Annotated in this window: 33 protein-coding genes, 1 tRNA gene and 1 pseudogene; 2 read left to right on the forward strand and 33 right to left on the reverse strand. The window is 61.2% G+C overall.

Annotated elements, in window-relative coordinates:
- From ABX74_RS07735 to ABX74_RS07865, 32 genes and pseudogenes are all read right to left on the reverse strand, one after another.
- Entirely contained in the window at positions 1-1,545 is a 1,545-nt protein-coding gene (locus ABX74_RS07735) for a hypothetical protein (RefSeq protein WP_189637313.1), read from the reverse strand.
- A complete protein-coding gene (locus ABX74_RS07740; protein ID WP_053061993.1) occupies positions 1,490-1,924 on the reverse strand; it encodes a hypothetical protein in 435 nt (144 codons plus the stop codon). Before ABX74_RS07740 ends, ABX74_RS07735 begins: the two co-directional genes overlap by 56 nt.
- A gap of 115 nt (positions 1,925-2,039) precedes the next feature.
- Positions 2,040-2,381: an HNH endonuclease gene (locus tag ABX74_RS07745; RefSeq protein ID WP_047888548.1), complete on the reverse strand. Its 342-nt coding sequence runs from the start codon at positions 2,379-2,381 to the stop codon at positions 2,040-2,042.
- Entirely contained in the window at positions 2,381-2,518 is a 138-nt protein-coding gene (locus tag ABX74_RS30325) for a hypothetical protein (RefSeq protein ID WP_189637314.1), read from the reverse strand. Before ABX74_RS30325 ends, ABX74_RS07745 begins: the two co-directional genes overlap by 1 nt.
- A gap of 297 nt (positions 2,519-2,815) precedes the next feature.
- Positions 2,816-2,890: transfer RNA gene (locus ABX74_RS07755), tRNA-OTHER, on the reverse strand.
- A 278-nt stretch (positions 2,891-3,168) separates the two neighbouring features.
- Positions 3,169-3,831 carry a hypothetical protein gene (locus ABX74_RS07760; RefSeq protein WP_047888550.1) on the reverse strand — a complete coding sequence of 221 codons (663 nt, stop codon included), beginning with the start codon at positions 3,829-3,831 and terminating at the stop codon, positions 3,169-3,171.
- Positions 3,818-4,699 (reverse strand): hypothetical protein, encoded by an 882-nt coding sequence (locus ABX74_RS29670; protein WP_144419562.1) that lies wholly within the window; start codon positions 4,697-4,699, stop codon positions 3,818-3,820. The genes ABX74_RS07760 and ABX74_RS29670 overlap by 14 nt, the downstream gene beginning before the upstream one ends.
- A gap of 113 nt (positions 4,700-4,812) precedes the next feature.
- Positions 4,813-4,950: pseudogene (locus ABX74_RS30715) on the reverse strand (DUF4326 domain-containing protein); the annotation flags it as partial.
- Between the two features lie 2 nt (positions 4,951-4,952).
- A complete protein-coding gene (locus ABX74_RS29675) occupies positions 4,953-5,516 on the reverse strand; it encodes a crossover junction endodeoxyribonuclease RuvC (protein ID WP_053061995.1) in 564 nt (187 codons plus the stop codon).
- On the reverse strand, positions 5,513-5,683 hold the full coding sequence (locus ABX74_RS30330) for a hypothetical protein (RefSeq protein WP_189637315.1): 171 nt from the start codon (positions 5,681-5,683) through the stop codon (positions 5,513-5,515). The genes ABX74_RS29675 and ABX74_RS30330 overlap by 4 nt, the downstream gene beginning before the upstream one ends.
- Complete coding sequence (locus ABX74_RS07775; RefSeq protein ID WP_047888551.1) at positions 5,680-5,982, reverse strand: hypothetical protein; 303 nt, start codon at positions 5,980-5,982, stop codon at positions 5,680-5,682. The genes ABX74_RS30330 and ABX74_RS07775 overlap by 4 nt, the downstream gene beginning before the upstream one ends.
- Positions 5,969-7,018, reverse strand: a complete 1,050-nt coding sequence (locus ABX74_RS29680; RefSeq protein WP_053061996.1) for a hypothetical protein — start codon at positions 7,016-7,018, stop codon at positions 5,969-5,971. Before ABX74_RS29680 ends, ABX74_RS07775 begins: the two co-directional genes overlap by 14 nt.
- 168 nt (positions 7,019-7,186) lie before the next feature.
- Complete coding sequence (locus ABX74_RS07785) at positions 7,187-8,170, reverse strand: DUF5131 family protein (protein ID WP_047888552.1); 984 nt, start codon at positions 8,168-8,170, stop codon at positions 7,187-7,189.
- On the reverse strand, positions 8,167-8,343 hold the full coding sequence (locus tag ABX74_RS30335; protein ID WP_189637316.1) for a hypothetical protein: 177 nt from the start codon (positions 8,341-8,343) through the stop codon (positions 8,167-8,169). Before ABX74_RS30335 ends, ABX74_RS07785 begins: the two co-directional genes overlap by 4 nt.
- Before the next feature lie 2 nt (positions 8,344-8,345).
- Positions 8,346-9,017 (reverse strand): hypothetical protein, encoded by a 672-nt coding sequence (locus ABX74_RS07790; protein WP_047888553.1) that lies wholly within the window; start codon positions 9,015-9,017, stop codon positions 8,346-8,348.
- A gap of 72 nt (positions 9,018-9,089) precedes the next feature.
- The gene (locus tag ABX74_RS07795) at positions 9,090-9,437 is read right to left on the reverse strand and encodes a hypothetical protein (RefSeq protein WP_047888554.1); all 348 of its coding nucleotides are present in this window, start codon (positions 9,435-9,437) and stop codon (positions 9,090-9,092) included.
- On the reverse strand, positions 9,434-9,733 hold the full coding sequence (locus ABX74_RS07800) for a DUF3850 domain-containing protein (protein ID WP_047888555.1): 300 nt from the start codon (positions 9,731-9,733) through the stop codon (positions 9,434-9,436). The genes ABX74_RS07795 and ABX74_RS07800 overlap by 4 nt, the downstream gene beginning before the upstream one ends.
- Positions 9,730-10,338: a hypothetical protein gene (locus ABX74_RS07805; protein WP_053061997.1), complete on the reverse strand. Its 609-nt coding sequence runs from the start codon at positions 10,336-10,338 to the stop codon at positions 9,730-9,732. Before ABX74_RS07805 ends, ABX74_RS07800 begins: the two co-directional genes overlap by 4 nt.
- Positions 10,335-11,186, reverse strand: coding sequence for a PD-(D/E)XK nuclease-like domain-containing protein (locus ABX74_RS07810; protein ID WP_047888556.1), 852 nt, complete (start codon positions 11,184-11,186; stop codon positions 10,335-10,337). The genes ABX74_RS07805 and ABX74_RS07810 overlap by 4 nt, the downstream gene beginning before the upstream one ends.
- A complete protein-coding gene (locus tag ABX74_RS07815) occupies positions 11,183-12,448 on the reverse strand; it encodes an AAA family ATPase (protein ID WP_047888557.1) in 1,266 nt (421 codons plus the stop codon). The genes ABX74_RS07810 and ABX74_RS07815 overlap by 4 nt, the downstream gene beginning before the upstream one ends.
- On the reverse strand, positions 12,445-12,618 hold the full coding sequence (locus tag ABX74_RS30340) for a hypothetical protein (RefSeq protein WP_189637317.1): 174 nt from the start codon (positions 12,616-12,618) through the stop codon (positions 12,445-12,447). The genes ABX74_RS07815 and ABX74_RS30340 overlap by 4 nt, the downstream gene beginning before the upstream one ends.
- Positions 12,619-12,721: 103 nt before the next feature.
- Positions 12,722-12,994, reverse strand: coding sequence for a hypothetical protein (locus tag ABX74_RS07820; RefSeq protein ID WP_047888558.1), 273 nt, complete (start codon positions 12,992-12,994; stop codon positions 12,722-12,724).
- The gene (locus ABX74_RS07825; RefSeq protein WP_047888559.1) at positions 12,991-13,179 is read right to left on the reverse strand and encodes a hypothetical protein; all 189 of its coding nucleotides are present in this window, start codon (positions 13,177-13,179) and stop codon (positions 12,991-12,993) included. Before ABX74_RS07825 ends, ABX74_RS07820 begins: the two co-directional genes overlap by 4 nt.
- Positions 13,179-14,702, reverse strand: coding sequence for a DNA cytosine methyltransferase (locus ABX74_RS07830; protein ID WP_047888560.1), 1,524 nt, complete (start codon positions 14,700-14,702; stop codon positions 13,179-13,181). Before ABX74_RS07830 ends, ABX74_RS07825 begins: the two co-directional genes overlap by 1 nt.
- Positions 14,702-15,010: a hypothetical protein gene (locus ABX74_RS07835; RefSeq protein WP_144419564.1), complete on the reverse strand. Its 309-nt coding sequence runs from the start codon at positions 15,008-15,010 to the stop codon at positions 14,702-14,704. The genes ABX74_RS07830 and ABX74_RS07835 overlap by 1 nt, the downstream gene beginning before the upstream one ends.
- Position 15,011: 1 nt before the next feature.
- Positions 15,012-15,293 carry a hypothetical protein gene (locus ABX74_RS07840; RefSeq protein ID WP_047888562.1) on the reverse strand — a complete coding sequence of 94 codons (282 nt, stop codon included), beginning with the start codon at positions 15,291-15,293 and terminating at the stop codon, positions 15,012-15,014.
- Positions 15,290-15,478 (reverse strand): hypothetical protein, encoded by a 189-nt coding sequence (locus tag ABX74_RS07845; RefSeq protein ID WP_047888563.1) that lies wholly within the window; start codon positions 15,476-15,478, stop codon positions 15,290-15,292. Before ABX74_RS07845 ends, ABX74_RS07840 begins: the two co-directional genes overlap by 4 nt.
- Before the next feature lie 78 nt (positions 15,479-15,556).
- Positions 15,557-15,898: a hypothetical protein gene (locus tag ABX74_RS07850; protein ID WP_144419565.1), complete on the reverse strand. Its 342-nt coding sequence runs from the start codon at positions 15,896-15,898 to the stop codon at positions 15,557-15,559.
- 119 nt (positions 15,899-16,017) lie between these two features.
- Positions 16,018-16,242 carry a hypothetical protein gene (locus tag ABX74_RS07855; protein WP_047888565.1) on the reverse strand — a complete coding sequence of 75 codons (225 nt, stop codon included), beginning with the start codon at positions 16,240-16,242 and terminating at the stop codon, positions 16,018-16,020.
- Positions 16,239-16,409: a hypothetical protein gene (locus tag ABX74_RS30345; protein ID WP_189637318.1), complete on the reverse strand. Its 171-nt coding sequence runs from the start codon at positions 16,407-16,409 to the stop codon at positions 16,239-16,241. Before ABX74_RS30345 ends, ABX74_RS07855 begins: the two co-directional genes overlap by 4 nt.
- 9 nt (positions 16,410-16,418) lie before the next feature.
- Entirely contained in the window at positions 16,419-17,207 is a 789-nt protein-coding gene (locus ABX74_RS07860; protein WP_047888618.1) for a phage antirepressor N-terminal domain-containing protein, read from the reverse strand.
- A 59-nt stretch (positions 17,208-17,266) separates the two neighbouring features.
- On the reverse strand, positions 17,267-17,452 hold the full coding sequence (locus ABX74_RS07865) for a helix-turn-helix domain-containing protein (protein ID WP_047888566.1): 186 nt from the start codon (positions 17,450-17,452) through the stop codon (positions 17,267-17,269).
- 455 nt (positions 17,453-17,907) lie between these two features.
- Between ABX74_RS07865 and ABX74_RS07875 the strand changes: the two genes are divergently transcribed.
- Complete coding sequence (locus tag ABX74_RS07875) at positions 17,908-18,282, forward strand: transcriptional regulator (protein ID WP_047888568.1); 375 nt, start codon at positions 17,908-17,910, stop codon at positions 18,280-18,282.
- Positions 18,279-19,466, forward strand: a complete 1,188-nt coding sequence (locus tag ABX74_RS07880; protein WP_047888569.1) for a tyrosine-type recombinase/integrase — start codon at positions 18,279-18,281, stop codon at positions 19,464-19,466. The genes ABX74_RS07875 and ABX74_RS07880 overlap by 4 nt, the downstream gene beginning before the upstream one ends.
- 41 nt (positions 19,467-19,507) lie before the next feature.
- Here ABX74_RS07880 and ABX74_RS07885 read toward each other — a convergent pair whose 3' ends face one another.
- Positions 19,508-20,650 carry an acyl-CoA dehydrogenase family protein gene (locus tag ABX74_RS07885; RefSeq protein WP_020906899.1) on the reverse strand — a complete coding sequence of 381 codons (1,143 nt, stop codon included), beginning with the start codon at positions 20,648-20,650 and terminating at the stop codon, positions 19,508-19,510.
- Positions 20,651-20,686: the final 36 nt, after the last annotated feature.

Genomic DNA, 20,686 nt, shown 5'->3' on the forward strand with positions numbered 1-20,686 from the left:
TCAGAATGCGGCGGATAGTGCGTCGAACTCTTCGACGGCGTGATCGAGATCGTTTCCAGTGGAAGGGCTTGCGGTTTCGTTGGCGACTGGCTCGACGCCGAACGTGAGCAAGCCGTAGTGGGCGAGCGTTGCTGCGACGAGCGGGGAGATGATCGCGTCGGCGAGGCGGTCCCACGCCCAGTCGCCGCCGGGCATCGTTCGCTTTGCCGCGTTCTCCAGCGCTTCGGTCAGTGCCGGTTGATCTGTGTGGCTGAGAACCATGTCCGTTGCGGCGTCGAGGAATCCGACGCACGCGGTCGCCATCTGGGGAGCGCCCGTCATTTCCGGTTCGATACCCGCGGCGATCAGCAGGGGCTCGAGGACCTTCGCGGGTGACTTTCGGTCGATGATCAGTACGCAGGGGTCCCAGGCTTCGATGATCTTGAGCAGGTAGTCGACGACCGCCGAGTTCGCAGCCGAGCGGAAGTAGCCGACCTCCAGGTGGATTCGACCGTCATCGGTTCGCTGCGCGGCGGCGATTGCCCACCATCGACCGTCGTGCGATCGGTCCACTGCGATGGCAATGGGGCCGGTCAGAGTTGGGTCGAGGTTGGTCATGTCTGCCCACAACTTCCCGCTGAAAACCGGCTCGGGGCCCTCCTCCTGCTTGGGCCATGTGCCGATCGACATGTATTCGATGCAGAACTTTCGGACGTTCGAGCGCATGGAGCGGCGCCGAGCTGCGAGGGTTCGCTCGGTGATCAGGTAGCCCAGTGAAGGATTCGACCGTGCCCACTCGCGTCGGTCATCAGGATCAGCACCAGGAGGGCAGAGCCAGCCGAGGAAGCAGAGCGAATCCTCGTCGTCGTCTTCGAGAGCGCGGTAATACAGGTCAGCCCAGGCCTGGCAGTACTCCATCGAGTCCGCATCGGGTGCAGATCCGGTGTAGATGATCTGACCGTTGGGCGCAGTGTTGACGAGCGGCTCGAGTGCGGCCTGACTCTCTGGCGTGTAGATCATCGCTTCGTCGATGATCAGTCGGTCGTATGAGGTGCCTCGGCCGGCGGACTTGGTGCGAGTTGAGAACTCGCAGTAGCTGCCGTTGTGGAAGTAGATCCCTTCCTCGCCGTGGGATCGACGCACGCTCTTGAGGATCGAGTTCTTCGGACCGGGTTCGACATCGGCGCCGGGGAGCCCTCGGATCAGGGCTTCGAGTTTGTTGAGCGACTTCATTGCGGTCTTGAATTCGTGCGCGGTGTGGGCGATTCGTACGCCCGGCTCTGCACTCATCCAGTCGAGTTCGAGGGATTCGACGACGCCGTTCTTGCCGTTCTGGCGGGAGGCGAGCAGGACCGCTTCGCTGGCTGCCCACAGTCCGTCGTCGCCGACGGTCTGGATGTCGATCAGTGCACCCTGCTGCCACGGGATGACGCGACGTCCGGCGGCCTCGGACAGCTCGACCGCACGGTGACCAAAGGAGAACGCGCCCTTGCGTGCAGCTTTGGGAACCCTACGAAGCGCGGGTTCCTGCACCCCCATCAGCGTGGCGGGCAACGATGGACTCAACGACCGACCTCCCCGCTACTGCCGGCGTCTGCGTCACCGTGCCTGTGCCCGGCCCAGCAGCGGCTGCATCGTCGGCGTCGAGCTTGGCGATGATCTGTCGGAGGACGTTCGCGACCTGCCGCGCTTCTGTGACGGGGCTGGAGATCTGGAGTGTCAGCTCGGTCTCGGATTTCGGCAGGCGAACCTTCGCCCACGCGTCGACGTCGCCCGAGATGATGGCGTGGAGCTGGTCGCTACGGTCCGTGAGTCGAGCGGCCTCTGTCGCGAGGAGAGCGCGGCCGATGTTGACCCCGTCCGTCGGTGCGTACTGAGCCCAGACGAGCTTGCCGCGAGGGCCGAGTCCTGCAGGTCGCATAGCCGCGGGCAGTCGCTTCGCCATTCCTCGATGCCCCTATCTGTCGATTTTTCCGGGCCAGCCGGGGGGAGAAATGTTGACTTACCTGCCGAGGAGTCAGGGACCCCCACCCCCTTGACAATCCAAGGGGGTGGGTAGGTCATGGCCAGGGCATTGCGCGCACGCCCAGAGCCTCGTTCGGTTCCTCTGGCGCATGTTCGGTTGCCCCAGTGAGAGCAGGTCGCAGGTGATCCTTCGATCCGTCGCCGCGTTCCTGGTTGCATCGACGTCCGACCTGGTTGTAGCCATGTAGGAGTCGGTCGGCCTTGGTGCCACCTTGAGAGCGAGACTTCGAATGATCTGCTTCGAGCTTCTGCGACTTGAACATCGGCAGGCCGCACCAGAAGCACAGCTCACCATCACGATGCTCTCGCAGTAGTCGAGCGCGTTGCTGTTGATGGGGCCACCCGAGTCCGCGCTGTGTCGTGGTCTTCGTTGGCATCAGCCGAGCGCTTCGATTTGAGCACTCAGTAATTCGGCATACTCGGTCAGTCGAGTCACGCCGTCCCAGTTCTCCATACGCTTGGCCCGAGCGATGAGTACCTCGCAGTCGTACAGCCGGTCGTAGAGGGTGGGCATCAGCAACCCCTCCAGGCCCCGTCGGTCCAGAAGCCGTGAGTGCCACAGTTGTGACACAGGATGGATGGGCTGATCGTGTTGTGGTTGACGAGCGTCCATCCACCGTCGCCGAGCGGGAGTCGGGCCTCGGCTGTCCCGAAGTTCTCAAAGCTCCAGTCGGTGCAACGGTGATAGAACCAGGCCTGATTGATGTCCTGATGGATCTCGACTCGCGGCTCCATCAGATCACCCAGAACTCGATGAGTGCCCACACGATTCGGATTGCTTCGATCAGGTCGAGCAGCATGGCAACCTCTGTTCCCCTGGCTGGGATCGAACCAGCGTCTACCTGTCCGGTACCTGGATGGCGCTCTACCTTTGAGCTACAGGGAATCCCTATTCAGTTGTTCGGCTACCGCGGCACATCAGGCCATGGATCGCCGTGTACCCCACTGAGAGCGGGGACGGGTGAGTTCGCCTCGTGCATGGCGATAGGCAAACGTCCGGCCCCGGATCACTCGCTGGTGATTGCAGCGGTGCGTCAACGGGGCCGGGCGCGATTGGGGTGATGTGAGAAATTCGAAGGTAGATACAGGTGTTCTACCTGTTCGACATCCTTGCATGCTGGTCAGAGCGTTTCAAGTCACGGGGCGGTTGTTCGCGTGCGGAAATCACTGCGGCGCCCCAAGGGAGTCGAAGTAGCGCGCTATGGGTGCGAAGACGTCAATGAGCGAAAGGGCGTCTGCGGGGGTATTCACATTGACGGGATTATCGGTCTGAGTCCTGTTTCCAAGGTTTATCAGCCCAATTGCAGTTTCTATCGTGTCGGCGTCACGTCCAGCCTCACGAAGGGCGGTAGCCACATCATCTATACCGATCACCCAAGTGTCTTCGCGGCGAGCTGGAAACTCACGCTGGAAACCAACTCTCAGCAAAGACTCCATGTACGCGCCCATCGCGATTAACGCAGCGTTCGGATTGAAACGCGCGAACGAACGAATGAGGTCTAGATCGTCCCTGTCGTTGCCCGTCACTGTCGGGGCTATCATTTCGGCCCGGCCGAGGGCCATCTCGACTTCTACTATCGCGTCGGCTCGGCCACTCCCGGAAAGTGTCATCGCGGTCGTGGCCGATTCTTGCAGCACCTCGTGCATCTGATCACTAAACGACATCTCGGCACTTCCAACCTTGAGCGACCGCAGGAATGGGACGCGGTCTTCGGCCCTCGCCACAATCGATCTCAACTGAACTCGAAACACGATGACTACGACTGCGATGCAGATCGGCCAGACGAGCGACCTTACAAGCCCGTCAATAAACTCAAGTACCGTCATAGTTCCCACTTTCATCACAGTCGCGGCCGTCGCGCGGGTTCACCCTATTTGCACTGGCGGGATTCGCATGCAGAACACGAGCATCGCCCAGACGAAATAGTGGCGGGTCGGATCTGCGCATCCAAAACTTTGTGTTAGTTCCGTCGGCTTGCCGCCAAGCCCGCGGCTCGAGGGCTTTCCTGCTGTGCCATGAATAGAGAGTGCCGAGTGGAATCGGTTCACCCAACTCGCGCAACAGGCGCTCGATCTCAGCAATAGTGAACAACTGATCATTTACAGCCCGCATCATGGTCAGCTCGAGTTCCCTCACCCTGTGGTGTGTCCAGCAGCGAGGGCAGCTCACGTAATCCTCCCCGCGTTCGACGTACAGGTCAGCTGAGCAGGTGAACGGCTGGCGCTCCTCGTCGTAGCAGACTTGCGGGCACGGTCCCTTGTATGTGAGCTGGGGCTGCCGATCGATCACCCTCCTGCAGTGGGCGATCACGTCGGTGATCGCATCGTGCATCTCAGCGATGGCAGGTAGCCATGCGAGATAGCCTGCGCAGTCAGCCAGCCAGAGCGCGGCGAGTTCGACGTCTAGAGCACCCTCGACTGAGAGTGATGCGGGATCGCGGCGCCGCTGGCGGTTGTTGTGGACGAGCTGGCGCAGGCCGATGCCAGACAGCGCGCCGTAGAGGTCCTTCTCTTGACCGCACTGCTCGGCAACAACTCTCGCCCACGTGACGACCTCGTTGGTCAGGTTGTCGAGTGGCTTCGCAGTCGGGCGTCGATCGAACTTGTCGAGCCGGATCGGTAGGGCGGTCTCTGCACTCTTGCCGGCCACTGAGCCGCTACTCATCCGATCGAGCCGAGCGCGGGTGATTGTCATGTCGGTGACAAGGCCTGGGATGGTGCGGATCTCGCGGCGCAGCGCATCGAGGCAGTCAGCGCAGATCTCGACGAGTTCGGAAACCGTCCGGCCACAGTTCTGGCACTCAGGGATCATGACGCTTCTCCGTTCGCGATTTCGAGCAGTACGTCTGCGTGACACGGAGAATCGAGCGGGCACCAGCAGGCCAGATCCTTCCCTGCAAGTTCCTTGGGCGCCATGGCGACTAGCGGGGGACTTACCAGCCACTCGCTCATCGCTTCACTCCTGTCCAGTCGACTTTCGGGGCGTAGTGGTGGGGGAGTTCCGGCTCGTGCCAGCCGAGGAACTGAGCGCCCATGCTTGCGAGCGAGAGCGCATCACCTTCGTTGTCGTTCTTGATAATTGCGTGTGGCCACAGCGATTTCATCGAGGCAATCACCTCGGTCTTGTCGGCTCGTCCGTTGCCGGTTGCGAACAGCTTGAGCGTGGAGAGGTTTACGTCGACTGCCGGGATTCCGCGTTTGGCGAGGAACTCCACGAGGCGCAGAACCAGCGCAGATCGCTCCTGATAGAGACTCGCCATGTTCGGCGACGGGTTGTGAACCGGGACCGCTTCGATGACGACCAGGCGCACGGCTGGCGGCATGGATCGCAGGATCAACTCGTACTGGCGCCCGACTCGGGTAGCTCGCTCGGTGAGCGTTGCGCCCTTGCGTCCGCTCTCGCCGACCGTGAGCAACCTCGGCACGTTGGGCGTCTCGGCCGATTTTGGATCATCCAGGATTGCGATTCCCGCCGCCGTGAGCGAGGGGTCCAAGCCGATCACGCTCGTCACGGTGTGACCTCCTGGCCGCAGTCGATGCACTTGACCGGCAGGCTGTACCCGGTCACCGATTGCCCGTCGAAGCACACGAGCGCGGTGAACCATCCGCTTCCACAGGCGCAGATGAGCGTGGGCGGTTCGGGCGCCTTTCGGTTAATCGAGATCACTTCGCCGCTCATCGTCCACGCCCCTCGGTGTCGATTCCGACCGGCTGATCGCCCTCAGGAGCGATTGAAACGGTCCCCGAAGGGGTTCGGTCGGCCTGGAAGGTCTTCGAGCGCTCAGTGTCGAGCTGATGCAAACGCTCCAGGCGATCGACGCGCTTGAGTCGGGACAGGTGCGCCGGGAAGTTCTTCAACGGCCAGCGATCGCCCTTGATGTCGACCCGAGTGCACGCTTCGTCGACCTTGGCGCCGCACTCCTGGCACGAAACCGTGAGCGCTTTCTCGTGATTCATCAGATCCTCAAAGTTGTTCATCGTCAGCCTTTCGTTTCGCAGCTTCGAGGGCTTCACGGACACGTGCCGCGCCTCGGCGGTTGATCTCGAGCCGTTCGGGGTTGTGCTCGCAGACGGTGGTGCCGAGGTAGCCGCGTTCGTCGCAGAGCTCGCACTCGTCGATCGCGTCCTGGACGAACTTGGCCCGGCGCTTGGCTTCGGATGACTGAGCGAGTTTGACCGCGTGGGCTTCGTTGCGGTCCCAAACTTCGCGAACTCGACGGGCGTCGCCGCAAGCCCGGCAGGGCGCGGTCGTCGGTTCGTCGATGTGCTGGGGGCAGTGGCGGGGTGGGGGATTGGTTGCGCTCGCGTCGTAACCTTCCGTACTTACGTAACCACTCTCTGGTTGCTGGTTGTATGTCTGCTGGTTGCTGGTTACTGGTAGGAAACCGACCGAATCTGATTGGTAATCCGCACCCGGGTCCGTATTGCCAATGTGATTGGTATTCGGGACCGCATCGGCATTACCAATACGATTACCAATGTGATTGGTATTCCGATTGGTAATCGGGTTGGCAATCCGATTGGTGTAATCGGCCGGATCGAGCGCCGGAAGATCGAGCAATCGAGCGAGCGCGTCCTTCGACATCGGGCTCGTCCATGACGAGAAATCCGACTGCGTTTCACGGGCCTTGTGGAGCTCGGTGACGACCGCCGCGCGCAAGGTTCGAGACGCTGCGCCCTGGTAGGCCTTTACGACGGACAAAGCCATTTTCGGGTTGCGGAGTAGCTCGTCGTTGCGGACGAGAGTGCGGACGAGAACCTCCTCGGTATCGGGATCGAAGAGCGCGAATCGGGCTTCTTCGAGCACTGCGGCAGCGGCCATGATGCGATCGAGGGTGAGGTCTTTGGCGCGCTGAGTGAGACGTACGGGGCGCCAGTCAGCGATGCCGCAGTACGAGAGCGACGGGTCGATCAGAAGGATGTTTGCGTAGAGGTGCTGCGCGTCGACGGTGAGATCGAGATACTCGGGATCTTCCGCCATGTTAAGCCGGACGCGAGCATATTCACGAGCCATGATTCGCGGCCTCCGTTCTTGAAAGTGGTTCGATGGGTTTGCGTTCGGGGCCTTGGAGGTAGCGCCCGGACATTGGGCAGGAGTTGCCGGCCTTGTCGCGGTGGTGCCCGAATCGGAAGTTCGGGGCGATCGGAATAGGGCGCCAGCAGACCGGGCATCGTCTGTCGGTCATATCCGGCGCCCTTCCTCGGGGAACTCGTCCCAAGTCCGGCCGTCGAGTTCGCGCCCCGCGGCTTTCTTGCCGACACGCGTCATCGACGCAAGCTCTCCGCCGTATCGTCCGTCGACGTATGGTTCGGAGCGAAAGCCAATGCCGACTGTGCCTGTGCGACTACCGAAGTCCAGGATCCCTGGAGACCACTCGCCCCATTGCTTGAACAGGAACGGCACCTGCGCTTCGCTGCACTGGTCGCGCAACGACGTCGCCCACTCAGGATGCATCGGCCTGGCGTTGCGGCCGGACTCGCCGCCGACGATCACCCAGTCCAGCAGTGGATGGGGGCAGCCCGTGCCCGCGGTGGGTCCACCGATCCAATCGGGTTCGATCGCGTTGATTCCGTTCACGTTCCACAGGTTGATTGGCCCCAGCAGTGGCTCAGCGCTGATGAACCGGACGGCGGCCGGGGTGTCCAGCAGGATCGGGATCCTGACGTCCGCCCACTTCTGATTCTCGGCCGAGACTCCGAGCCAGACGTTCGGCAATGGCCAGATGCGGGGTTCGCTCCACATCATGTCGTTTCGGCGGAACGATGCGCCTGCATGTGGACTGTCGGCGGCCTGCTCAGCCCACCGCCTGAGTAGCGACCGCATTCGACCAGGCCGCTTGGTGAGGATCTGAAACGTGTGCTGCTTCGCGGCGGCCATGGTGTCGAAGACGCTGCCGATAAAGTTGTCAGGTACGTCTGCGTGAAACAGATCGCTCATTGAGTTCACGAAGATTCGACGAGGTTTACGCCACGCGAGCGGCTGCCGAAGTTTGTCCGGTCGGAGCTGGAGGTCGAAACCGCTCTCGAAGTAGTGGCCGGGCGTGCCACGAAAGCGCTCCGAGAACGTCTCGGCGTAGCAGTTGTCGCATCCGGGTGAGACTTTCGTGCATCCCGTGACGGGATTCCATGTGGCATCGGTCCATTCGATGCCCGTCTTGTCGCTCATGACTTGCCGCCCATCGCTGCGAGGAGTTGCTTGGCGTTCTCGGCGGCCTGTTCGAGTGTGTAAGTGACCTTGACGATTTCGCTGCGTCGTCCGCCGGGGTGCGCCTCGATGACGTGGGCAACGACCTTGTCGCCTTCACGCTTCCAACCAATGCCAATCGGGAGGTCGCTCATGCTCACCCCTCCTCGGCCGCAACGAACGGGGCGAAGTTCTGCACGACGTAATCTGCCGTCTTGGACGGTGTGTCGTCGAAAACCCTGTACCGCACACCACCGCGGTTCACGTAGTAAGTGGGTCCCCATCCGTTGATGCCGTAGTACTGCACACCCTCCGGAACTTCCTGCCATGTCTGCCACTCGGTTTCGGTGGGGGCAGGGACAACCGGCGAGGAGGCGGGCCAAACGTAAGCCGATCCGTCCTGGTCGTATGCGGTGTGATCGCCGTCGTGACCGCTCGTCAGCGAGCATCCCCAGCCTTCGATCTCGGACGGGCAACGCTGCGCTTTCGTCTCCTTCTCGGCGGGTTCGGCAGGGGCGGGGTGGCCTCCGCAGACATCGAAGCAATCGCCGCCAGCGGATTGCGTTGCTGCCTCGACGGGTGCGATTGTCGGGAACTTCTCGCGAAGCCGATCACGCGAGCTGTAATCCCCGCGGCCCTCGTGGATCACATTCAGGAAATCCGCCCATTCCTCAGCTGCGAGAGCCATGCCGCCAGCAGGGACGAGACGGCCACTAGCCCGGAGTTCGGAGAGCACGTCACTGACGAACTCCTCGAAGTATGTCGGGACCTTGCCGCCGTTGGAGTGCTTCTCGTGGATTGCTCTTGCGATGTCTGCTGTTGTGCCCATTGTGGATAGCTCCTGTGCATAAGCGGGCCGCCGCCAATACGACGGCGGCCCGAGGATTGCTGCGGGGTTGAGTTACTCGTCGGACGAGAACTTGGGGCCGGTGAAATCGGAGACATTTGACGGGGTTTCGATCTCGCCACCACTTTCGCCACCGGCGTCGGGGGCAGAGTCGAACAGATTCGGCTGGTCCTCGATTTCCTTCTCGATCGACTTGTCGACGCCCGAGAGGACTCGAACCACCTTCATGTTCACCGACTTACGCGTTCCCTCGTTTGCCATCGCGCGCTCGGTGTGCGACTGGCAGGTCGCGAGGATGGTGTACGTACGCTGTTCGCCGATCTCGGGGACGTCCTCGAAATCCTCGGCGGACAGGCCGGAGAACTGAAGACGGGCCGAGTCGATCAAGGGTTGAGCGTTCACTGTGAATCTCCTTCTGTTGTGGCGGATTCGCCGGGTTCTTGAACTCGGGGGTTTGAGATCGACAGTGCGACATAGCCTTCGGACAGGCCGGGGACGATGTACAGCACGTGCGTCACATCGACGGTGACCTCGCGCTCGGTATAGCGATCGCAGAGCATGGTCGACTCGATCTCACGCATGACGAGCTGGTCGCCGATTTGGTAGTCACGGTCAGCCCTGCGGATCTCGACTCGTTTGGTGCCATTCGCGACGCGGTCGAACCATTGGGGATCGAGTTTGAGCGTGTGGATGGTCATTCGGGCTCTCCGTTCGTCATGAAGTCCAGGACCGCTGCGATCTCAGCGCTGGTGAGGTCTGTCGACTTATTGATCTCAGGCCGGCCGGTACGAGTGCGGAGGAATGGAATCGCTTCCTTCGGGTCAGTGATTCCACCTTCAGCGAGCCCGTCGACGAGTGCCTTGATCTCAGCTTCGGTTGCGCGAGAACCGTTGGCAGGTGACGCTTCGGGTAGTGGCTCTACCCTGAACAACTCCTTCTTGCCTCGCGTCTTGGTGAGTGGAATGGACTCCGGCTTGTCGAGGTGCGACATGTGGCTGATTCGAATGCCGCCAACCTTGTTGGGCCCGAATGTGATGGTCGGATCGCGATAGATCACGAGCTTGCGGCCGACGTAGGTCCCGGACTTCTTTCCCCAGACTTCAATGAGCACGCGAATCATGCTCTTGCCTGGTCGATACGGCCTACCCGGTCCGAACTCGGCAGTGACGATCTCGACAGGCTGCTCGCTGTTGCCCTTGCGTACCTCGGTGATCGTGACCACCCGTGGTCCGCCGATGAGGTCGTCGGCGTTGATCTGATCGGACCGGGGCGCCGCTGCTGCAACTAGGTCGACGTCCGTCATTCGAACTCCATTTCCGAGATTGGTTCTCCGTGCTGGCTGTAGAGCCACGGCGGGAGGTCGACGAGTTTGATGTCCTCGCCGTAGCCAGGCCAGATGCCGGTTTGCCTGCACGTCACGTAGGTCTCGATCGCGATGCGGTTCAGCTGACGACCGAGTTCGAGCGCATCGGGTGCGAGCTGAACGACGTTGACCAGGTAGGGCGGTTCCTTCTCCTGAACGACGAACACAAACTCGGGGTCGGGGTGGATACCGAGCTCGATGATGCCGTCGAGATACCACGGCGCCTGGCAGTGGTAGCCGTAATCTCCTGCAGCCTTGGCAAAGTCGGTCTCGTCGGCGGATACCGCGGTCTTGTAGTCCGGGACGACCAGGCGCGAGCCTGTCACGTTCGGTAGCCAGTCTGGGCGCGCTCGGCGCATGATGCCGGTTGCCTGATCTCGCCAGTAGAGCGACTGTTCAGCCTTGCCGTTGCTGAGCAGGGTCGCCGCGGTCTCGTGACTACGGAGCGCATCGGCCATCTCGTGAACCTTCGCGAGATCCTTCGTCAGTAGCGGGGTTTTGCCCTCGGCACGGATCGAGTCGCGGGTTTGTTGCGCCGCCTTCGTCCGCCAGTCGTCGGCGATTACCTCGACGATGTCCATGCCGGTGCCGAGAACCTCGGCGTGGGCGGCATGTCCGAAGTCGAAAGTGTCTTTGAAGACCGGGTGATCCTGTTCGTACTTGAAGAGCGCCGGCGTGCTTGGCGGGAGGAGCTTCCGTGCCCCGGATGACGAGAGCGAGTTCCTGTCACCGTGGTAGACGGAGTCGGGGATGCCGTCGTAGATGCCGGGCTCGGTGGGCGCGCTCATGCCTTGACCTCGCCGTCTTCGATGATGACGCCGACCTTGCCGGTTTCGTCGACGCGTTCGATCCAGACTTGGAATCCCTCGGCAGCCGCCATCTCCTCGATGAGCGCTAGGTTCTCGGAGTCGAGCAGCGAGCCGTCCGTGATCCGGATGACGCGAATCTTGGGATTCATCGCCATCGCCATTGCAACGGACACTCGAAGGCGTTCAGCGGCCGACGATTGCGCGAACGGCACTCCGCGGTAGGTGACACCCTCGTCGTCGAATCCGAGGCCGTCGATCGGGAACGTCGCGGCTGCGAGTCCGTCGATCTTCGTCTTGTCGAGTTCGGCAATCTTGTCGGTGAGTGCGTCCCGCTTCGACTTCTCGGCATCGAGTAGGTCGACGACTTCCTGCCGCTGATGCTTCTGGCGGACGGCAGCATTGACCTCTTCGACATTGTTGATACGGGTGCGGATCGGTTCAACTTCGGGAGGTTCCGTCAGGCGATTCCGGTGCGCCTCAGCTTTAGCCAAATCAGCGCGCATGGCAGCGAGATGTTCCTCGGCTCGAGTGACACCCTGCTCCGCATCGGCAACCGCTCGCGCGGCATGATTCGCGTTGATGGCCGCGTTCTCTGCGTCGACTTGCAGTGATGTCGCGATGTCCAGTTCTTCAATCAGGGCGGCCACCGAAACAGGCTCGTCCGGTACGTCATCGCCGATCTCAGGGAATCCGGCGAGTTGGCCCTGCAGTTGCTTAACCACGCGCCCGACGTCGGTTCGGTCGTCGAATGCCGCCTTTCGCTGGCTCGCCAGCGTCGCGGGATCGAATGGCAACTCGACCAACTGGAGTAGCTCGGCCTGCTGCGCCTTCGGTGCGAGTGATGCGAACGCCAGTGGGTCGAAGGACAGTCGACCGATCAGCTCGTCGAGCATCTTCTGCGGAGAGCCGAAGCGTGCACCTTCGCGAGACTCGACCTTGAGTGCAGTCTTGTCGCCTTCCCAGGTGCGAGTGACGATGATGTTACCCAGGTCGACAGTCACGCGGGCAGTGTTCTCGCCGTCGCGGATAGGTCGGGTTGTCGCGGTGCCTTTGGTCGCTGCCGTCCCGGCGAGTGCTGCCCAGATTGCATCGATGACGGACGACTTGCCCTGTGCGTTGCGGCCGGCGATCGTGACCGTCGACGAGTTCGGGTCGGGCGTGATGTCTACGGCCTTGATTCGCTTGTAGTTCTCGGCGACGAGATTGATGACGTGGTAGCCGACGGTGGTGGGCTCGGTCATTTTGCTTCCTTGTCGATTGGCGTGGAAAAGATTGCGGCGGAGTGGATTCCGCCGTACTCGTGGAGCCATTTGCCGGACCAGGCGTCGCGGCGATAGCAGTCGATACGGAGCCTGTCGTCAGGCTCGGGTGTGACGACCACTCGGTTGTGTCCGTCGATGTGCTCATTCATCGCCGCCGCCAATCCGGATAGTCGTCGCGAGGATCGAACTCATGGAATGGGTCGGGCTCATCGGGCGTGAAGTCCTCGAAGTCGCCCCATTCCGGGTCGGTAGTCATGGCTGCGTGACGATCTCGGAGGCGTGGATCAAGTGGCCGAAGATGTCGACCTTGCCGTAGACAACCTCGTCGTCGAGCGGGAGGGAGGTGGGTTCCTTGAGTGCGGCCCGCATCGCGTATTTCAACGCTGCAGGGTTGCCGTCCGAGAACATCCAGGAAGATCCGTGCACGCGGTCCCACCAGTCTTCGAGCCGGAATTCCAGCGTCTCGCCCTCGATCTTGATCTCGACGGTCTGGCCTGCAAGTGGATGCGGTTCGGTGTGAATCATCGTCTGCTCCTGTCGAATTCAAGATTGTCGGGGTGAGTCGGGTGAATGATCGGCGGGTCGCCGTAGTAGACGTAGGCGTACTTCTCGTCGCAGTGAGAGATGACGCCGGATTCTTTCTCGTGAGTCGAGGGGTTGGTATAGATGACTCGCTTGCCGGTATTCGCCTTGGCGGCAAGTAGTTTCATCACGCCACCGACAGAGACTCGACGACGGCAGAGACGAGATCCCTCGCATTGGGAGGGCACACGGCGTTACCTGCCTGACGAACCTGCTCGCGCTTGTTGCCGAGGATGGTGTAGCCAGGCGTGAACGCCATACCTGCTGCGATCTCGTGCGGCTCGAGCATGCGGAACATGCAGTCGTCGACCTTCGGCTGCTCCCACGTCGTCAGCGATGCTGTGGGCACAGCGGTCAGTGTCCGCAACGTGTCGTTGATTGCCGTCGACATCTCGGAACCGTCACCCTTGCGAGAGCTGTTGTGCCGCGTGATCATCGCGTGATGCAGACCGTTGGCGGCGAATGTGTCGAGAGGTTCCGACATTGCCTTCGGGGTGTTGTTGTTCCGCATCGGGACTATGAACGCGGTCTCGTTGCGGGTAGTCATCGTGCGCAATGGGTCAGCCGCCGGGCGCGCTTCCTTCCCGTCGCGACCTTCGACCGGGATCAGCAGGCCCTCGATGTCGCGAGTGGTGCGAGTGCGCATGACATCGTCGACCGATGTCGCACTGTCGTTCCACGTTCCGCCGGCGGGGACGAGCATGCCGTGATGGACGTTTGTCGATAGCGTTCCAATCGGGCTGGTGATCGGATGGTTCTTCGACTTGCCGTACATCGTCGTCACGAACGGATGCGGCCCGTAGAACTTCTCGAGGCCTGCCTCGATGCGAGCGATTGTCTTCGGTGCGAGCGGCTTCGAACGGTCGCCGATGCGTTCACCCCTGAGCGTCCAGTCGATCGCCGATGCAGCGGGCAGCCAGCCCGGTTCGACGACGCCGTTACGGCAAGTGACTTTCGGGCAGCGCCAAACGTACTGCGCTCGGTACCGGCCCCACCGCGTCGGTTTCTTCCAGCCCTGCAGCGCGGTCACTATCTCGTCGCACGACGGGCAGTAGGCCTTAGGGCGCGTCCACTTGTCGAGGTTCGGCGTCCGATTGCCTTTGAGCCAGAAGACGACGTACATGCGATCGCGGGACTGCGGAGCTGGGTCGCCGCCGGCCTGCGCGTGCATGCTGTTCATGTAGACGATGTGGTGGTCGTAGCCGAGTAGGGCCATCGCCTGGAGCCACGCCGGGAACATGATCCACTTCGCGGCGTCGACGACGTTCTCGGTGATGATCGCCTTGTACTGGTGATGTTCGGCGAACCGGGGAACATCCCACATGGTTGCCCTCGAGCGATCGGCTGCGGCGTCAGGAAGTACGTCGCCGAAGAGATCCGGTGTCGAGTCGAGGTTCCGTTTCTTTCCCTTAGCCTGTGAGTGATTCGTGCACTCGGGGGACGCCCACAGGAGGTCCGTGCGAGGGAACAGTCTCGGGTCGACCTGTGAGAGATCGGCGCACGCGTGATCGGTGGTCGGATGATTCGTGTTGTGGGTCTCGATCGCGAGGTCCCAGTGATTGGCGGCCATGCGAACCGAGACGCCGGGGACCTGGACTGCGCCGGTACTCGAACCGCCTGCGCCACAGAAGAGATCTGTCATGGTGATCATCAGTACGGAGGCTCCTCACTTGGTGCGAGCCCGTGATCTCGGAGCAGCGCAAGGATTTCGGCGTTCACGTCGATGAACGTGACGGTGATGACTCGGCGATGCGCGATAGCGATGTCATCTGTTCGCGGCCACTCGCCGCGAAGTTCGAGGAACCCGTGCCGCGTGTACACGCTCGAGGTGTCGGAGTCGACTAGCGGGCGGCCGATGACTGCACAAGGGCGCTCGCCTGTGATGCGTTCGTATTCGACGAGCACTCGACGTCTGCGCTTAGCCGCCGAGGCTCCGGGCATTGCTGCAGGGGAGGACATCTCAGATCCCGTTCTTGTGGTCGGTCATGTCGTAGGCGTGATCAATTGCTGCGCCGAATTCGGGAGCGAGTTGGCGCTGAGCGGGAAGCTTCTCGGCGATGAGGTGGATCATGTCGTCGTCATCATCGGGGGTGGTGATCTCGATGTACGCCGTAGAGAATCCGAGGCGCTTCGCATTGGCGAAGGTGTCCATGTCCGTTTGCTGCCAGTGCCCGTAACCCTCTACGGCGGCGAGGTTTTCGACTGTCGCGAAGATGACACCCTCGGCGTCCAGGTTGCTCATCGGTCGTCCACCACGCCGCGACGGGGAATGAAGTCGGAAGCGTTGATCTGCTGCTGACGATTCTCGAGCGCGATAGCCAGACTGATCGCAGTCCGAGCCTCGCGATGCTTGCCCTTCTCTGCGAGTTCGACTGCGAGAGTGTCGAGTTTGAATGCCATATCGCGAAGGGTGGGCTGCGCGTTCACGGCTCCACCACCAAGCCGATGAGGGTGAACACGGCTGCGATACCTGCGACGATCACCAGTGCGAGCCAGAACATGCCGTCACCGCAATTCGGGGTAGGTGATGTACGCGACGCCGGCAACGATGAGTGCGGCGACAGCGAGGACGACGGCGAGGAACTTGCAGATCTTCATGAGCTGCGCGAGGTGATCCGGATCAGTCGCGTCCGACTTAACGGAGGGTCGAGGGGTCTCGTCGCCGTCGAAGTCACGCCGAGCGAGATCGGCCACAACGACCGCTTGGGCTTCGGGTTCGGAAGGATCGCCGATCAGAGCGCGCTGCGGGTGGTTCTGGATCTCGGTGGCGACCACGTTGCGCCATACCTCGGCAGCGATCGGAGGCAGTGGAGAGGTGGTGATCATCGGCATTTGGACATGCGTCATCGCGGATAGTCCTGTCTTGGGGGAATGAACGGGGAGAGGGTTTGAGCCGGTGGCGCCGACGTCCGGTCATCTGGGCCGGGTAACGGTCTTACTTGGGTGACGCCACCGGGGCTTGAGGATCAGGCAGAGCTTGCGGCTACGGCCCAGATCGCGGTGTCGAGCAATCGGCTGAAGTTTCGACGTCGGTGCGAGTCGCGTTCGATACGAGCGCGGGAACGGGCTACCCAGTCTTCGGCAGCATCGGTCTCGCGATACTTGCTGTCGAGACGGTTGACCTCGGCAGTCAGCGCCTTGTCGGTTTCAGAGATCTTGGTGAGTTCGGCGAGGGCCTCGTCGAGGGTCATTGCCTATCTCCGACGATGTGGAGTTCGTCGCCGTATGCGGTGTCAGTTCCGCCGCCGACGTACTCGAAGCGGAAGTAGCCGCCGTAGTGATGATCGGTACCGAGTGCGGGCTTGACACGCTCCACGGATTCGATCGGGATTCCGTCGTAAGTAAGTGTGTTGGTCATCGGAGTCTCCTAAACCAGCGTCAGTGGGGAAAAGTGTTCGGTCCAAACCTGTTCAAGCAGTGGACGATCCGCTTCGGTGTAGGCAAGAACTTCGCGGGTCTGTCCATTCGGCAGAGTGAGCGGGTACTTTTTTGGCTCGTTGCCAGTCGCCTCGATGTACGCCTTCTTGACCTTCTTGCCGAACTGGCTGGCAATGGACGAGATGCGAGCACGGGAAGCATTCTTCGACGCAAGGAAGTCCTTGCAGTACAGCGGCGCGCGGGTCTGATCGAGTTCGGCACCCTCGCCGAGTCCATAGGCGATAAGGACACGTGCCTTCGCTTCGAGGTGGTCCGGGTGAATGAGACCCTTGGCGGCTTGAAGGAGTTCCATACGTGCTCGGGACTGAAAGATCTGCGCGTTGATCTGATGTTCGTCGGCGCGAGGATTGATCGCCGCGCCCTTGTTGAAGTAGGCATCGAGGGCGTCGGCGGCTTCGGCCTGGTACGCCTCGACGATCGGACGGGCGTGCTCGGAGACTCGATTGGCGTCGATGGTTGCGAGCCACATCGTGAAGGTTCGGCGGTCGATCATGGCCATCTGCTGAATTCGGCCTGTGGTGTCGTGCGTGGGCATGATGCCCACACGTGCCCACGACTTGTTCTTCAGCTTCTGTAACTGACGTGAGTAGTCGATGCCGACCGTGTCGCATGCGTGGCGTAGTGACACCTTCGCTTCGCCGTCGATCTGAGCTGCAGTCAGTGGAGAGTCTGTAGTGGGGACTGGGATGGTGACGAGGGTTGCCGTAGTATTTGGCATCAGATTCCTTTGCTTGGGATTCGGTCGGCCGTCAGGTGTGTCTGCACCTGGCGGCTTTTTCACGCTGATTCCAGGTTTTTGGTGTTGCTCGCTTCGAAGGCTTCAACTGCAGTGATCGGGATGCGCACTGCCGTGCCGATCTGCAGCGCTGCGATGTTTCCTTGATTGATCTGGTGGTAGATCACCGAGACGTTGCAGTCCCACCGTTCGGCCAGCTTCTTTACTGTCATGTGGGCAGCGCTCATGATCGGACCTTTGTCGCGACCTGGGCGAGTTCGCCGCTGCGGTTCATGCCAGCACTCGGTTTCATTTGATGTCCGCGATGGAGAGTTTCGACGGGCTCGTCGCTGACCATGAAGGCGTCTTCAAATCGAACGGCGCAAACCGTCAACACCTTCGCGACAAATCGAGCCGATGGTTCCATGTTGTGATTGAGCTGCCGATTGACAGTGGCAAGCGAAAGCCCAAGTCTCCGTGCGACTCCGCGCTGCCCTCCTGAGCGCTCAAGCAACTCTTCTGCGAATTCCGGTCGCAGTCGCAGGGTCTGTATCTCCCTCATGATGGCTCCGTATCGTTTGGCCCAAATGGTGTTTGGCTGGGCGCAAAACTGAAAGTACACCCGTGTGATCTTGTGCGCAAGAGCCGTTTGGCTTGGCCCAAAACTTGACGGTATTCGGGTTCACGCTTACTCTCATTTCTCATGAGTGAGAACCGCTGGTGGGAGTACGTTCAGAGGCTTATCGGGGACGACACATACAAGGAGGCGGCACAGCGAGCAGGCTTTGATCAAAGCGCGTTTACGCGATGGAGAAAGGGTGCTCAGCCGGATGTCGCCTTCGTCGTCAAGCTGGCGCGGGGCTACCATTCCAACGTCCTTGAGGCGCTCGTCGAGGCCGGGTTCATTACTGAACAAGAGGCGGATCTGCGTGAAATTCCCACTCAAAGCCATCGCGAGATGCTTGCGGTTGTTGACTCCGAATTACTTATGCAGGAAGTTGTGAAGCGGGTTCGAAATACCCGCAAGTCGGATGATGCGCCCGAGCAACATGCGTCCGACAGTAGCGATGGAAAATGAAGCCACAGAAGCGTATTCGCGGCGGGAAGGTTCGTTGGGTTGGTAGGTACGTCGGCACGGACGGTCAAGAACGCAGCAAAACCTTCGAGCTCGAAAAGCATGCCAAGGCGTGGAGTGTTGAGCGGGAGCGCGAGGTCAGGCGAGGGGAGTGGATTGACCCGAAGGACCAGGAAACGACGATCGGTCAACTCTGGGCCATATGGGAGTCATCGGCCCGTACGGATGGAACTCGCAAAGTTCGTGAGCTCGTGGGCAGAAATCTTGGACGCCTAGAGCGGACTCCGATCGGCAAGGTCACTCCACCTGACATCAGGGCGTGGACACATGCGCTCCAGACCGGCAGGCCTTGGGTGAAGGGATGTGATGGTCTGGCTCAAAACACAGTCGATTCCTTCTATGGCCAGCTTGCCGGTTGCATGAATCAGGCGGTCACAGATGGACTCATTCTGAAGTCGCCATGCAAGGGCGTGAAGAAGCGCGAACAGATCGTTCACGCCGTGGCACCTGTTGAAGTCCTGACTGTCGATGAGATCTGGAGGCTGGAGGCCGCTGCGAGAGAAGGTAAACAAGGAAAAGGCTGGGTGCTCAAGCAACCAAGCCTTGCTCGAATGATCATCGTGGGCGCGGCCACAGGGTTACGTGCCGGCGAAATCGCTGGAGTTCGAATTCGGTCAGTAGATTTCCTTCGAAAGGAGATGACGATTAGTGAGCAGTCAAAAACTGCCACTTCTGAATTTGAGTGGGCACCACTGAAAACAAAGGGTTCACGCCGAGTGATTCCTTTGCCGCAATTTGCAATTGATGCACTCGCAGAGGAGCTGGCCGAGAATCCTAGCGATGACCGATCTATGCCGGTGTTCCGCACCCGGAACGGCAATATGTGGTCATCGTCAACTCTTGGAAGTTCATTCAAGGCGCTGCGGAAAAGGTGCGGCTTAGATGACGCTGTGACGTGGCACGGCCTGCGTCACTTCTATGCGAGTTCTTTGATCTATTCAGGCGCCTCAGTGAAGACTGTCCAGGAACGGTTAGGTCACTCCAGCGCTCAAACCACTCTTGAGATCTATGCGCACCTGTGGCCGGGAGAGGATGAGCGGACCCGCTCGGCAATTGACGCGGCGCTGGACCGGGACCGAGCCGGGACTGGGGATCGCGACGACGAAACCGGTCACCGCTCAGGCTAGTGAACGACGACCGGTTTCTCGGTATTAGTGCAGGTTAAGGACTATCCCGCCAGTTGACGCGCGATGACCAGACGCTGAATCTGATTGGTGCCCTCGAAGATCTGCGTGATCTTGGCCTCGCGCATGTAGCGCTCGACGGGGAAGTCCTGGGTGTAGCCATACCCACCGAATACTTGAACGGCGTCGGTGGTGACCTTCATTGCTGCGTCGGTGGCAACGAGCTTGGCGACGCTGGCGTTGCGCGAGTACGGAACTCCGGCGTCGCGGCGGCGGGCTGCATCGAGGTAAGTGGCACGAGCGGAGTCAACTGCGGCCGCCATGTCCGCGAGCACGAATCCGAGTCCCTGGTGATCGATGATCCGCTTGCCGAATGCCTTGCGCTCCTTCGCGTAGGCGACCGCGTCGTCGAGTGCGCCCTGAGCGATTCCGACGGCAACAGCAGCGATTCCGAGTCGGCCGGAGTCGAGCGCGCTGAAGGCGATCGGCAATCCCTGGCCGCGCTGACCGATCAACCGCTCGTCAGGGACGAAGGCGTCGTCGTAATTCGCGGATGCAGTGGGGACCGCGCGCAGTCCCATCTTCTCCTCGGGCTTGCCGAAGCTGAGGCCTTCGGTGTCCTTGTCCACCAGGAGGCAGGAGATGCCGCGAGAGCCGTCGTCACTGGTGCGGGCGAAGAGGTTGTAGAAGTCTGCCTTGCCGCCGTTGGTGATCCAGGCCTTCGAGCCGTTGATGCGGTAGCCACCGTCGGTGGCCGTCGCCTTGCACGACAATGCGGCGGCGTCGGATCCGGCCTGCGCTTCGGAAAGGCTGTATGCGCCGATGGTGTTGCCGCCCAGCATGTCCGGCAGCCAGCGAGCCTTCTGTTCGTCGGTGCCGAAGGTGAACAGTGGGAAGCACGAGAGGCTGTGCACGCTCACCGCCACTGCAACCGCTGCCCAGCGCGAGGCGATCTCTTCGAGGACTTGGAGGTACACCTCGTACGGCTGATCGCCGCCACCGAATTCCTCGGGATACGGAAGGCTCAGCAGGCCTGCCTGTCCGAGTGCGGGGAACACGCCTTCGGGATACTTCTCGGCCTTCTCGTATTCGTTGACCTTGGGCGCGAGTACCTTGTCCGCGACATCACGCGTCAGTTCGATGAGATCGCGAGCTTCTTGGCTGGGCATCAGGCGTTCGACGGGCACGGTCGGCTCCTAGCTAGGTAGTAGTACTGAGAACGA

Source organism: Rhodococcus sp. ARP2 (genome assembly GCF_001029585.1).
In the GTDB taxonomy this organism is placed as follows: domain Bacteria; phylum Actinomycetota; class Actinomycetes; order Mycobacteriales; family Mycobacteriaceae; genus Rhodococcus_F; species Rhodococcus_F erythropolis.